General features: G+C 42.6%; 13 protein-coding genes. 3 read left to right on the top strand and 10 right to left on the bottom strand.

All coding sequences use genetic code 11. The features are described 5' to 3' along the window. The first annotated feature begins 200 nt into the window (after positions 1–200). Complete coding sequence (locus BM090_RS04410; RefSeq protein ID WP_091508154.1) at positions 201–1,808, top strand: SpoIIE family protein phosphatase; 1,608 nt, start codon at positions 201–203, stop codon at positions 1,806–1,808. Here BM090_RS04410 and BM090_RS04405 read toward each other — a convergent pair. The 3 genes from BM090_RS04405 to eno form a co-directional block, all read right to left on the bottom strand. Beyond that, on the bottom strand, positions 1,789–2,424 hold the full coding sequence (locus BM090_RS04405; protein ID WP_091508151.1) for a phosphoribosylanthranilate isomerase: 636 nt from the start codon (positions 2,422–2,424) through the stop codon (positions 1,789–1,791). The genes BM090_RS04410 and BM090_RS04405 overlap by 20 nt on opposite strands. Positions 2,425–2,495: 71 nt before the next feature. Next, positions 2,496–2,930, bottom strand: coding sequence for a ribose 5-phosphate isomerase B (gene rpiB, locus BM090_RS04400; RefSeq protein WP_091508148.1), 435 nt, complete (start codon positions 2,928–2,930; stop codon positions 2,496–2,498). 206 nt (positions 2,931–3,136) lie between these two features. Next, a complete protein-coding gene (gene eno, locus BM090_RS04395; RefSeq protein WP_091508144.1) occupies positions 3,137–4,414 on the bottom strand; it encodes a phosphopyruvate hydratase in 1,278 nt (425 codons plus the stop codon). Between the two features lie 410 nt (positions 4,415–4,824). Between eno and BM090_RS04390 the strand changes: the two genes are divergently transcribed. After that, positions 4,825–5,271: a hypothetical protein gene (locus BM090_RS04390; RefSeq protein WP_091508142.1), complete on the top strand. Its 447-nt coding sequence runs from the start codon at positions 4,825–4,827 to the stop codon at positions 5,269–5,271. Between the two features lie 193 nt (positions 5,272–5,464). Further along, positions 5,465–6,073, top strand: a complete 609-nt coding sequence (locus tag BM090_RS04385) for a HupE/UreJ family protein (protein WP_091508139.1) — start codon at positions 5,465–5,467, stop codon at positions 6,071–6,073. A 51-nt stretch (positions 6,074–6,124) separates the two neighbouring features. On the opposite strand, the gene BM090_RS04380 is transcribed toward BM090_RS04385, so the two are convergent. The 7 genes from BM090_RS04380 to BM090_RS04350 all read right to left on the bottom strand — a co-directional run bounded on the left by BM090_RS04380 (position 6,125) and on the right by BM090_RS04350 (position 12,655). Then, positions 6,125–6,589: a nuclear transport factor 2 family protein gene (locus BM090_RS04380; protein ID WP_091508133.1), complete on the bottom strand. Its 465-nt coding sequence runs from the start codon at positions 6,587–6,589 to the stop codon at positions 6,125–6,127. A gap of 6 nt (positions 6,590–6,595) precedes the next feature. Beyond that, positions 6,596–7,741: an N-acetyl-alpha-D-glucosaminyl L-malate synthase BshA gene (gene bshA, locus BM090_RS04375; protein ID WP_091508130.1), complete on the bottom strand. Its 1,146-nt coding sequence runs from the start codon at positions 7,739–7,741 to the stop codon at positions 6,596–6,598. A gap of 86 nt (positions 7,742–7,827) precedes the next feature. After that, positions 7,828–9,120 (bottom strand): DUF2851 family protein, encoded by a 1,293-nt coding sequence (locus tag BM090_RS04370; protein ID WP_091508126.1) that lies wholly within the window; start codon positions 9,118–9,120, stop codon positions 7,828–7,830. A gap of 55 nt (positions 9,121–9,175) precedes the next feature. Further along, positions 9,176–10,258, bottom strand: a complete 1,083-nt coding sequence (gene porQ / locus BM090_RS04365; protein ID WP_143083863.1) for a type IX secretion system protein PorQ — start codon at positions 10,256–10,258, stop codon at positions 9,176–9,178. Between the two features lie 107 nt (positions 10,259–10,365). Continuing rightward, entirely contained in the window at positions 10,366–11,400 is a 1,035-nt protein-coding gene (locus BM090_RS04360) for a hypothetical protein (protein ID WP_091508117.1), read from the bottom strand. Positions 11,401–11,406: 6 nt separating this feature from the next. Then, positions 11,407–11,763, bottom strand: coding sequence for a TerB family tellurite resistance protein (locus BM090_RS04355; RefSeq protein ID WP_091508113.1), 357 nt, complete (start codon positions 11,761–11,763; stop codon positions 11,407–11,409). 58 nt (positions 11,764–11,821) lie between these two features. Then, complete coding sequence (locus BM090_RS04350; RefSeq protein ID WP_091508110.1) at positions 11,822–12,655, bottom strand: DUF481 domain-containing protein; 834 nt, start codon at positions 12,653–12,655, stop codon at positions 11,822–11,824. Positions 12,656–12,658: the final 3 nt, after the last annotated feature.

Here is a 12,658-nt window from a genome sequence, read left to right as displayed (position 1 = left end):
AGGCGGCATACTTAAACAGATGATATTATGCTTGTTTGCTTGAAAATGTAATCCATATAAAAAAAGTAATTTTCATTTTTTGAAAATTTTATTAACAAAATGAGGTGAAATATGGTTTTGGAAGCTGTATTTCACCTCATTTTGTATTATATTTAAAAATAATTTTTCGGCTATATTTCTAACCACTAATTCTTTGTAATATGCCACACAACGAAGAACACCCTGCCCAAAGATTGCGCATCGCTTACATTATAGCATTGTCGTTGGTTGGTATCATGACGGTTTGCAGTCAAGTAATTGTACGCTATATGCTCAAAAAAGACGCAGCAGACTCTCGCATCATCAATATTTCTGGCCGCCAACGAATGCTCAGTCAAAAGTTGACAAAAACAGTGCTGCTTTTGCAACAATCCGAGAATTTTAAAGATTACCAGCAAAGGCACGAGGAGTTAGAACAAACCTTGACTCTGTGGCGCAAGTCGCATTTGGGTTTGCTGCACGGGGATATCAGTTTGCGCATTCCCGCAGGGCATAACTCTGACACGATTCGGCAGATGTTTGCGCAAATACAGCCGCATTTTGTGGCCATGTCCGACGCGGCTCAAAATATTCTGATATTGGCAGACACGCCACAAATCAAACAGCAAACCCGCATTATTTTGGCGCATGAGTCTGAATTTTTGCAAAAAATGGACACTATTACTTTCCGATACGACCAAGAGGCCAAAGAGCGAATCCATACACTGGAAATATTAGAAACTGAGTTGATGTTGGTTACACTTATCGTTTTGATGCTCGAAGCTTATTTTATTTTTCGGCCAGCAACTAACAAAATAAAAGAATATTTTGAGCAAATTAAAGCCAAAAATATTGAATTAGTTTACACTAATAGTGCTTTGATTGAAACGCAAGAAGAACTCAAAACAAATATAGAAGAATTGCAAGCTGCTGAAGAGGAAATAAGGCAACAAATGGAAGAAATTTCGGCGATAAATGATACATTATCGGAGCAAAAATCAGTAGTTGATCAGCAGAAAAAATTAATTGATATGCGTAACCAAAATATCATGGACAACATCAAGGCCGCCAAGCGCGTTCAAGATACTTTTTTGCTATCAAAAGATGTTTTAGCTAAAGAGTTTGCAGATGCTTTTGTGATAAATCGCCCTAAAGAAATTGTAACAGGCGACTTTTATTGGTTTCATAAACAAGGAGATACAAAAATAATGGCGGTAGGTAATTGTACTGGCAACGGGATGTCTGGCGCATTGCTAACGATGGTTGGTGTCTCATTGTTTAATGAAGTAATAAATGAATGTACGGCATATCTTCCCGAAGATATTTTACAAAAAGTAGATGCAAAATTGCGCCAAATTTTAAATCCCAACACGCAAGGAGTTATTGCAGAAGGAATTAAGCTATCTTTATTAGTTATAGATGGAAATTGCCTACATTTTGCAGGGGCTGGTAGTAATTTATTTTGGATAAGTGATGGTATTTTGGAAGAAATAAAAGGCTCAAAATATCCTTTGGGTGAATTTTCTTTTTATAAAGAAAAAGAATTTGAATCTATTAAAATAAATTATCGAAAAGACGATCAATTTTATATGTTTACAGATGGCCTTGTGGAGCAAATAGGCCAAATCGAACGCCGAAAATTAGGGAGTGAGAACCTGAAAAGAGTGATTGTTACGAATGCTTATTCTTCCATGTTGCAGCAGTTTACGGCCATACAACAAGAATTGCACCTTTGGAAAGGTGCAGTCGCACAAACCGACGATATGATGCTTATTGGCCTGAAAATGTAGTGAAAGCAGCCGCCAATGCTTCAGTGTTTTTGAGGGCAGGGGAGTGTTCAAAACCGCTGTTGAGGTCGAGACCAACCATTTGCGGCAAGGTTGCGGCTTGTGTTACCGCTTGCCCGAAATTGTCGGGATTTAGGCCGCCACTAAGCAAAAAAGGCGTATTGAGCTTATATTTTTTCAATACCTGCCAGTCGAAAGTATGGCCATTTCCGCCGTAATGAGCACCTTTGGCATCGAATACGAAACAGTCCACGTGTGGCGCGTAGGCTGCTAATTGCTCAAAATCAAAGTTGTTGTCCAGCGAAAAAGCCTTCCAAACGCCAAAACCTGCGGCACGTATTTGGTCGCATTGTGCAGGCGTTTCCTCACCGTGTAGTTGTGCAATGTTTAGGCAGTATTTCTGTAAAATGCTTATGACATTTTCTGTGCTTTCATTTACAAAAACACCAACTTTCTGAACAGCATTTGGCACAGAAACGAGGGTTTCTTTAGGCCAATCCGCTCCCACGTATCGCGAAGATTTAGGATAAAAAATAAACCCTAAGTAGCTGATATATTGAATATTAGCGACATTTTTAATATTGTCGGCCTCGCGCATTCCGCACACTTTTATTTGCATGGCTTTTCTTAAAAAAACAAAGCGTTTGACTGCCGCACAGCCAAACGCTTTGTGTGTATAAAATCAATGGTTTATTTGCAGGCAATCTTGTTGACGCGATTTTCGTGGCGACCGCCCTCAAAATCTGTATTCAAAAACGTATTAACGATTTGCCACGCTTCGGCCTGCGAAATAAAACGCGCGGGAAGGCACAATACATTGGCGTTGTTGTGTTGGCGAGCCAAAGCCGAAATTTCGGGAGTCCAGCAAAGAGCCGCACGCACGCCCTGATGTTTGTTGGCCGTAATAGCAACGCCGTTACCGCTGCCACATACCAAAATTCCTACTTCAAATTCGCCTGATTCTACTCCCAAAGCCAGCGGGTGCGCATAGTCTGGGTAGTCCACAGAGTCGGTGCTGTATGCCCCAAAATCTTTAACTTCATAACCTGCCGTTGTTAATTTGCTGATAATAAGTTTCTTGTAATCAAACCCTGCGTGGTCTCCACCAATTGCTATTTTTTTCATGGTTAAATATAATTTTTGCTTTGTATAAAAGCAATACTTTATACTGCTATAATGTATTTTTTTGTTAATATAGGCATCAAAGTTAGAAAAAACCGTTATTTGTCGCGTGTATTTTCTTTGTTTTTATAAAATAGCAAAGAGCAAAAAGGTGCTGTTTTTTTCAAAAACAGCACCTTTTTGCTCTTATTTGTCTGAAAATAAGGATATTAGAATTTGCGGCCAGGGTAATAAGCTGTTTTGCCTAATTCTTGCTCAATGCGCAACAATTGGTTGTATTTGGCCATACGGTCTGAGCGAGAAGCCGAACCAGTTTTGATTTGTCCGCAGTTAAGGGCTACGGCCAAGTCAGCGATGGTGTTGTCTTCTGTCTCGCCGCTACGGTGCGACATGATAGACTTGTACGAATTGCGGTGCGCCAAGTTTACGGCATCAATCGTCTCAGTCAAAGAACCGATTTGGTTTACTTTCACCAAAATAGCGTTAGCGATGTCTTTTTCGATACCTTCTTGCAAACGCGTTACGTTTGTTACGAACAAGTCATCACCCACCAATTGAACTTTGTCGCCTACTAATTCAGTAAGTTTTTTCCAACCAGCCCAATCGTCTTCGGCCATGCCGTCTTCGATAGAAAGGATTGGATATTTTTTAGTCCATTCTGCCCAGTAGTGCGCCATTTCTTCTGAGCTAAGTTTTTGACCAGAAGATTTTTTGAAATGGTACAAACCTGTAGAAGCGTCGTAGAACTCCGAAGTAGCCGCGTCCATCGCAATGAATACGTCTTCGCCTGGGCGATAGCCTGCCACTTCAATAGATTTCAACACGATTTCGATAGCCTCTTCGTTTGATTTGATGTTCGGAGCAAAGCCGCCTTCGTCTCCTACGTTGGTCGAATAGCCTTGTTTTTTCAATACAGACTTTAGGTTATGGAAAATTTCAGAACCTACTTTCATGGCTTCCGTGAACGATGCTGCGCCAGTAGGCATAATCATAAATTCTTGGAAGTCAATTGAATTGTCTGCGTGGCTGCCGCCGTTTAAGATGTTCATCATTGGCACAGGCAAAGTGTTAGCGTTTACGCCGCCCACGTAGCGGAACAAAGGAACGCCTGCTTCTTGTGCAGCCGCTTTTGCCAAAGCTAATGAAACACCCAAAATTGCGTTTGCGCCCAATTTGCCTTTGTTTGGTGTACCGTCAAGGCTAATCATGTGGCGGTCGATGGCGTTTTGTTCGAATACAGACGCACCCACCAATTCTTTGGCGATGATGTCATTTACGTTCGATACAGCCTTCAACACGCTTTTGCCCATGTAATTGGCTTTGTCATCGTCGCGAAGCTCAACAGCCTCGTGCGTACCCGTAGAAGCTCCTGACGGAACAGCCGCACGGCCAACAAAACCGTTTTCAGTACGAACATCTACTTCTACTGTAGGGTTGCCGCGAGAGTCGAAAATCTGACGTGCAACAATGCTTTCGATTAAGCTCATTGTTATTGGGGGTTAATTGTATGAATGAATTAAATATTGGGTTTGCAGCCGCTAATTTAGGTTTTAATCTTACATACTTGCAAACGCGGCATATAAAATTTGTCCTTTGTGGGCTTTTGCTGAATTGTTTTTGTGGGGTGAAATATTTGTAAAATACCATAAAAACGCATTTGCAAACGTGGTCTTTTCCCGAAACAATCAAGTGAAATTTTTTTATAAAAAAGATAAAAATGTGATTAAACCTTATTGTTTTTAAGTTCGGGCGATAAGAAATCTCCATATTTCATTTTAATTTTTACTTTTGCAAAAAGAATGTTAAATACAAAAAATGCTAATAAGACGGCCTTGTGTTTTATATTCTAAAAGTGTTATTCATTCATATTAAACAAACTGTATTGCTACTTCATTTTATGAGAAAATCAGAAATTATATTACTCTCTTTGGCGATTTTGAGCGCGTATCTTAAATCTATATCTGTCCCAGGTGGAGCTTTTCTTACTACTATCTTGCTTGGTACACTTGCGTTGTTTTATAGCCCAATGGGATTTTTGTATCTGAATAACATCAAGTTCAGTGGCATTTTTAGCAAAGAATCGTACCGTGATATTTCAGGAATGCAAATTTTAGGAGCGATTTTTATCGGAAAGGCTTTGGCCGTCTCTGTCGTTGGTGCGCTTTTTACCTTGCAGTCATGGCCGAGGGCAAATCTTTTATTGTCAGGAGCTTTAATGCTTGACCTTGTTGTGGGAGCAATTGTTTTTGTTAAATTTTTTCAAACACCAACGCCGTATTTTCGTCAGAATATTACGCGAATAGGCATTTGGTTACTGATAACTATTTTACTATTAATATTTTAAAATAGTTAGGTTCAAATTTCAATTATTGGAACGGATAAATATGATTTTAAAGGTTGATATTTGCCTTAAAAAAAGCCGTTGGTAAATAATTCGTTTGCGTATTGTTTTTGTCCGCGAAAATTCCTTATTTTTCAAAATCAACTGGACGATACTACACGCAAACGTTTTCATTTACTTTCCTTGTTTATCTGTTATGTCCGAATTTCAAATCTATCTTACCTTAGGTTTTGAGCACATTACCGACTGGAACGGCTACGACCACATTTTGTTTGTCATGGCACTGTGTGCCATTTACTTATGGCCAGACTGGCGCAAAGTATTGGGTTTGATTACGGCTTTTACGGTGGGGCATTCGCTTACGTTGGCGTTGGCTGTGTTCGGACTTGTGCCATTTTCCGCGCAGCTCATCGAGCAACTCATTCCCGTTACGATTATCGTTACGGCGGTTTCTAATTGGGCTGTAAAACCTCCGCAAAACACTTTTGGAAAACCTAAAAAAGATGTATTTGCCGTCGTATTTCGCTACCTAATGGGCTTGGGTTTTGGCCTTATTCATGGCTTAGGTTTTTCTAATTATTTGCGTAGTTTGTTGTTGCCAAACGAGGAGATTGTACTCAAATTATTGGCGTTTAATATCGGGCTGGAGCTTGGCCAATTGCTGATTGTTTTGGCCATGATGCTGCTCAGTGGCTTGGTGGTGCAACTGCTGCGCGTCAATGCCCGCACTTGGAATCTGATTGCTTCGAGTTGGGTGGCGGGTATGGCTTTTGTACTATTGCTCGGCAAACTTTCGGCGCAGTAACATAAATAAAAAGTAGATACGCACAGCGGTGTGTATCTACCTGAATTTTTATTATTTCTGCATAAACTTGGCCAGATTTAGTGTGGCCGTCTGCCTGATTTTATTTTTAATCAATGGCGACCAACCTAACAATTTTCCCGAAAGCCCCAAGGCTTGTCCCGACCAACGCCAAACATCAAAACTATCCTGATGTTCAAGGATTAATCCGTCTTTAAACTTGAATTTTGCTTCAATAACATTGTGTACTTTGCGGCCAGTTCTCGAAAAATCGTAGTCGGCTTCCCAGTGGCAACGGCCTTGCGTATCGTCGGCTTCAATGCCCGAGAACGTCACGTCAAGGCGTTTGGCCGAGCTAATGAGCATTTGCCACATGGCTTTGGCTTGCGCGGCATTGAGTTTGCCAAAAGCGGGGTCTTCAAACGTTGCGTTTGGGTGGTAGCAGGCTTGCATTCCCGCAAAGTCTTTTTGTTGAAAACAAGTATAAAATTTCTGAATTAATTGGGCGTTTGGGTGCATATTGTTTTAGATTAAAACTTGTTGATTTTTGTGTTTTTCTATTATTTTTTCATAATAACGCTCATACAGCGGCAAAATATTCGAAAGTTCAAATTCTTTGGCGCGTGCTAAGGCATTGGCCTTAAAGATAGGCAAATTTTCTTCTTGCAAAATAAATAAGGCATTGCGCGTCATGTCGTCCACATCGCCCACATCGCTCATAAAACCCGTTTTGCCTTGTACGTTCAGTTCTGGCAAACCGCCCGCGTTACTGGAAATTACAGGCACTTCGCAAGCCATCGCTTCCAAGGCCGCCAATCCGAAACTTTCTTGCTGCGAAGGCATAATAAACAAATCCGCTACTGATAACACTTCTTCTACGGCATCCAATTTGCCCAAAAAGCGCACATCATCACACACCAGCAGTTCGCGGCTCAACATCTCAATACGCTCACGCTCAGGGCCATCGCCGACCAAAAGCAGCTTGGCGGGCATCACCTCGCGTATGCCTTTGAACACTTGCACAACATCTTCTATACGTTTTACTTTCCTAAAATTAGACGTATGTACAATCAGCTTTTCATCTCGCGGACAAATCGCTTTCTTGAAATGTTCTTTTTTCTGTTTCTTAAATCGCTGTAAATCAATAAAGTTGGGGATTACTTCAATTTCGCGGCGAATATCAAAATGTTTGTACGTGTCTTGTCGCAAATCCGCCGAAACCGCCGTCACGCCGTCCGATTCGTTGATGCTAAACGTAACCACAGGCTCGTAAGACGAATTTTGTCCAACAAGCGTAATATCAGTACCGTGTAGCGTGGTAATGAACGGAATATCAATGCCTTGCGAACGCAAAATCTGACGCGCCATGTAAGCCGCCGAAGCGTGCGGGATGGCATAATGCACATGTAACAAATCCAGTTTTTCGTATTTGACCACGTTCACCATTTTGCTGGCCAGTGCCAACTCGTAAGGCGGATATTGAAACAGCGGATAACTTACCATGTCCACTTCGTGGTAGTAAATATTTTCGCTAAAAAAATCGAGGCGATAAGGTTGCGTGTAAGTGATAAAATGTATTTCGTGTCCCTCTTTGGCCAGTGCTTTGCCCAATTCAGTAGCCACCACGCCACTGCCCCCAAAAGTAGGGTAACAAACTATTCCGATTTTCATACGTGTTTCGCGTAGTGCGTTTTTGTGCTAATTTTAACAGATTATCACCCTTAACAAATATTATACGAAATAGTTGCAAAAGTACGTTAAGCATTATTTTGGGGTCGTAACAATGCCGTTCCGATTTGACAGTGTAGGCATTGTTTTTTCTCGCAAAAATATTGATAAAGTGCTATGCCCGCTTGCGCGTCGGCGGCTGTGCGCATGGTCAGCCCCAAATTTTTCCAAATATCCGTTATTTTATTTTTTTCGGCATAAAGTGTCTCTAACCAACTGATAGCCTTTTCTTTCCAGCGTTGTTGCTGCAAGTGTTGGCCATAAGCCACCAGCAACGGAACAGCAGTGTTAATGATAATATTATTCAAACTTTCATCGCCCAATTGCGCTACTTTTTGGCTGCTTTCTTTTTCGGGTAAATAATGTTTTGTCCAATATTCCGACATCGGCACACGCAAAAAGGCTTTGAGTTCGGCCACCGTCGTGCACTCCAACAACAGCGAAAACAAATGCGGATTGCAGTGCAAAATCGCAGCCATTTGCGCCAGTCTTACGGTCGGGAAATTGGCGGGACGCATACGCAAAAGTTTCCATTGACTTGGGCTAAGTTCTTTGCCGTTGAGCGTGTATTTGTGTGCCAAAAAGCTGTATTCTTTTTGTAACTGACAGATATACAAATCGTTGCTTGGCTCTTTTATCCAGCCACCAATGCCAAAAAGCATGGCTTCGAGGCTCAAAAGTTGGTCGCGGTGCTTCTGCAAACAGCGCAACGGCAACTGCTGCGCCAGCGAAAGCATCGGCTCGGCGTTGGTTTTGAAACCCATGTTTTGCATCAAAAGCCAGTAGGTTGTTTCTTCCCAGTCGCGGCCATTTTGCTCAAACCATTCCAGCACGCGGGCGGCTTTTTGTTCGAGGCGTTCGGCCAAGGCGCGGTCAAACATGGCCATTTGGTGGAGGCTCGACACTTGCCCGATTTGTGCGGCGCAGGGAATCGGGTCGTTTTCTTGTTGAATAAAATTTTCGCAACGCTTTAGCCATTTATTATCAACTATTTCCGAAAGTACCAGCGTCGGAATTGGGCTTCCGTCGGGGCGCAAAACTTCGCGGTCGTGTTGCCAGACTACGTGCAGAATTACATTGTTATAGCGTGCGTCTTGCGTGTGGGCGTGTGCATCCCAGTCCGAACTTTTTTTATGAATTTCTACGCTTCCAACCCAATCCACTTCCCCGATTCGCACGAAAGCCGCCGTAAAATCCGCGCCAGCGTGCGTGTTGTATTGGCCAGTACGCAAAATCGTAATAGCTTGCCCATCAGTGGTTTGTAAATTATTTTTGCTAAAATATTGGTGTTGCCACACAAAATGAAGTACAGCTTCGGTCATGGTAAAAATAGAGGTTGGGGTGGTTGGAAATGAAATTGATAAATAGCGTTTGGGTTTACAAAGCCGCTGGATTTTCGGGTGCAGTAGCTTTTTTCTTGAACCAACGGTTCATGTCTGCCACCACCGAAATATAACCTGTTCCGCCATTGGCCGAGTACGAAGCGCGGCTGTACGAGAAAGTCAGAGATTTAACTTTGAGCATAAAACCCCACGAAAAACCAGTCGAACCGCGTTTGTTTTCCAGCTTCATCTCTCTGCGTGCCAAGTGGTTATATCCAAAACGAAGGTTAAAACCTTGTGTTAGAATAAATTCGCCACCTACCACAAAATGTCGCGCTATTTTGTCGCCAACGGTTTTTTTCTTGGCAATTGGGTTGCCGTTTTCGTCAAGTTGCTTGGTGTTGGCGGGGTCAAGATAGACCACGTCCAGTTTTTGGAGGTTGTGCGCCGTGAGCGAAAAACGCAGTGGCATGTGTTCGAGCTTGTAACTTGCGCCCAATTGCACGTTGAGCGGCAGGCGCGGCGTTGGGGAGTTGGCATCGTAGCGACTCATCACAAAACCCGCATTGCGCACGGAAAGCCCTACATTAAAATCGCGCGTCGGGTGATTAAAAACCGCCCCCAAATCCAGTAACAAAGCACTTGATTTGTAAGTGTCCAGCCGCGAACCCGCCAGTTTGAGTGCGTTACCAAACGTAAACGGCCCTTGCGTGTTGGCGTAGCCCACTGTAAAAGCGTAGTCAGCCGCCGAAACGCTTTCGGTGGTGTTGCCGCCTGCGTCGTAGCCGTCCATTTTGCCATAATTAACATACTGAAAACCAGCCCCAATCATGCCGTTTAGTTTGTCCAACTTATGCGCATACGACAGCGTAGTACTGTTGATGCCTGCATAATAATTGGCATAATTCAGCCCCAAATGCTGGTGCATTTCGGCGTTGAGTGTGGCTGGGTTCGACAGAAACAAATTGGCATCGGCATCCACTAACGAAACGTTTTGGCCACCCTGTGCCGCCACACGCGCCGACGGCGACATTTCCAAAAAATTAAATGCCGAACTGCCGCCAATTTGGGCATTGGCACTCAAAATGGATAGTAGTAAAGCCTTTGTTATCAGTAATTTATGTAAATTAGATGGCATATATTTCGGGTTGTATGAAGGCCGCAAAAAGATTGTTTTGCTCCTTTAACGTTGTTACTTCAAACAAAGATATACGAAAGCCCCGAAAATTTATGCGCGTGTGCCTGCTATCGCCATATTTTTTGTAAAGAATCAGGCGGAAACCCGCTTAGCACTTCGGGCGCGTAGTGATACAAACTGAGTGTGTACAGATTGGTATTTATTTTAGTTTTAAGAAAATCCTCGAAAGCATACAAATCCGCTAAGTTTACGGCATCGGCGCGAATGCGGTCTTGGGCTTGTACGGCGATGCCTCGCACAAAAACCGCTTCTTTGGCTTCAAACCAATTATCTTCTTTTTTTGTAAATGCTTTATTTTCAGAAAGTTCTTCATCTGAAAGCTGATTGATAAGCCCTGCAAAATGCTTTTGTCGGAATACCACGCCCCAACTAAAAAGCGGCAATGCAAAATCCGTTGGCAAGGGATATTCTTCCAAATTCTGCAAATAATTCTCGCATAATTCTTTGTCAAAAATTGAATTTTTGGTGGCAATAGCCGCAGGCGAAGCCATGTTGTAACACATGATAAGGGCGCGGTCGGTGGGCGGTACGCCTTGTTTTTCATAAAATTTGACTTGGTGCAAACGCACTGTTGCCGAAAGTTGTATTTTGGGCGAAAGTTGCTTGCGCACGGCTCGGAGCAAAGCAAAATAACGTTTTTGGGTGGAGGCCGTCCAGTCGCAGTCTATTTGTATTTCCGTAAGATGCGGGCGTTGGTGCATGGCCAGTATTTTATCCGCGATTTTCTGACCTAACGCGGCGGCTTGAGCCTCGTCGGGCGTGTTGCGAATGGCTTCTACTGTAATATAAACCACTGGAATACAGTTAATACTGTCGCTTGGTTGATGTGCCATTTGTACTTTTGCGGTTGGGATGGCTTTTGCGCGTGCCGCATCCCAAACCACATCAAAGTAACGGATATAAAGTTTCTGTACTTTTAATTTTTCTAAGAAAAGGCTATCGGATTTTTGCCACTGCAAATTTGATTTCCAGTGATAAAATGCTTTTTGGGGCGGCAACGTTTCTTTTGTATTTTTCTTGGATTGGCAACTGCTCACAAAGCACAATACCGCCCAACTCAACGTATAAAAATAATGACGCATCAGGCTCTAAGCTAAAATCTGTTTGATGCGGCGGTACATGGTCATTTCCAAATCTTTTACCACGCCGTCGGCCTCTACAATATCTTCTAAATCAGTGATTAATAGCTGCTTGTCGGCTTCCGTATGGCATATTTTTTGGGTGTAATGACTAATGTGCCGAAACATCTCGTCTTCCGTGTGGCTGGCGTGTTCGGCGAGTGCTTCTTGTAGTATGCTTTCCGTATCCAGATGTTTGTACTTTTCGTGTTTTTTGAGCTTGCTTACGATCATGCTTACTTCTTCGTCCACCAAATGGAAGTCAGATTTGGCGATGCACACATAGACATAGACCAAAAAATGTGCTAATTGTTTGTCGGTTATCATAGCTGAAAGAGAATTAGTATTTTGTATTTTTTGGTGAAAGTAATTTGTTACTAAGATATTATAAAGAAAAGAAACTCAAGCCCACACTCCAACGCAAATCGTTTCGTTGGCGGCCTGTTTCTATTACGCTTTCATAGTAATTTTCAAAGGAAGTGCGGAACGCCAGTTGCTTGTGTAGCAAGATTTCCAAACTCATCTGCGTACTCCAACGCAAATTTTGGGCGTATTGCAACGAAGGTTGAAAGAAACTAAGGTGTTTAAACCTGAATTTCCCACTTCCTATTTTATGTAATCCTTTTATTCTGAGAGAATTACGAAAAGTTTCTACATCGGCTCTTTCCTTGAAATGCGTAGTCTCATACACAATTCCGTTGGTAACAGAAAACGTATTTCGGTCGGTGCGCAGCAAATGAAAGCCAATACCCGCACCGCCCATTATCCTCGAATTAATATCGCGTAGGCGGCTGTTTTCGGCAGTCCCCAACCCAAAACCATATACTTTTTTTTGGTGCAACACATTGACATACAGGTCTGTGAAGCCGTCTCGTTCCGCCAAATCGCCATTTTGTTTGCCATACACAAAACGCGGATGTGTTGTAATGTCCATTATTTTGTTTTTCCAAGAAAGTTCGGCACGTGTAATGAACAAAATGCGTTGTACATTTCCTTCGGAAAAGTTGCCGTCTAAGGCAAGGCTATACTTGAACGTTTTTGGGGCAGTGTTTTGTATTTTTGGTGTATTGGCTTGTTGTACGGAGTCGCGCCAAACCCTAAAGAGTGAGTCGGCACGTAGGCGCACCAGCGAATCCAACGCCATGTTTTGCGCAAAACTTATTTGCCCAAACAAAAACATTAGCCAAAACCCTACAAAGCCTTTTTTGTATGATGTCATAGG

The sequence above is a fragment of the Flexibacter flexilis DSM 6793 genome (assembly GCF_900112255.1).
Taxonomy (GTDB): domain Bacteria; phylum Bacteroidota; class Bacteroidia; order Cytophagales; family Flexibacteraceae; genus Flexibacter; species Flexibacter flexilis.
The sequence above is the reverse complement of the archived record's forward strand: the minus strand, read 5'-3'. Positions and strand labels throughout refer to the sequence as shown.

Bases quoted from the DNA above. Each gene is read 5' to 3' on its own strand.
- BM090_RS04405 (WP_091508151.1), bottom strand. From the start codon at position 2,424: ATGCAAATAAAAGTGTGCGGAATGCGCGAGGCCGACAATATTAAAAAT.
- BM090_RS04350 (WP_091508110.1), bottom strand. From the start codon at position 12,655: ATGACATCATACAAAAAAGGCTTTGTAGGGTTTTGGCTAATGTTTTTG.
- bshA (WP_091508130.1), bottom strand. From the start codon at position 7,741: ATGAAAATCGGAATAGTTTGTTACCCTACTTTTGGGGGCAGTGGCGTG.
- rpiB (WP_091508148.1), bottom strand. From the start codon at position 2,930: ATGAAAAAAATAGCAATTGGTGGAGACCACGCAGGGTTTGATTACAAG.
- BM090_RS04360 (WP_091508117.1), bottom strand. From the start codon at position 11,400: ATGCGTCATTATTTTTATACGTTGAGTTGGGCGGTATTGTGCTTTGTG.
- BM090_RS04355 (WP_091508113.1), bottom strand. From the start codon at position 11,763: ATGATAACCGACAAACAATTAGCACATTTTTTGGTCTATGTCTATGTG.
- porQ (WP_143083863.1), bottom strand. From the start codon at position 10,258: ATGCCATCTAATTTACATAAATTACTGATAACAAAGGCTTTACTACTA.
- BM090_RS04390 (WP_091508142.1), top strand. From the start codon at position 4,825: ATGAGAAAATCAGAAATTATATTACTCTCTTTGGCGATTTTGAGCGCG.
- BM090_RS04380 (WP_091508133.1), bottom strand. From the start codon at position 6,589: ATGCACCCAAACGCCCAATTAATTCAGAAATTTTATACTTGTTTTCAA.
- BM090_RS04385 (WP_091508139.1), top strand. From the start codon at position 5,465: ATGTCCGAATTTCAAATCTATCTTACCTTAGGTTTTGAGCACATTACC.
- eno (WP_091508144.1), bottom strand. From the start codon at position 4,414: ATGAGCTTAATCGAAAGCATTGTTGCACGTCAGATTTTCGACTCTCGC.
- BM090_RS04370 (WP_091508126.1), bottom strand. From the start codon at position 9,120: ATGACCGAAGCTGTACTTCATTTTGTGTGGCAACACCAATATTTTAGC.
- BM090_RS04410 (WP_091508154.1), top strand. From the start codon at position 201: ATGCCACACAACGAAGAACACCCTGCCCAAAGATTGCGCATCGCTTAC.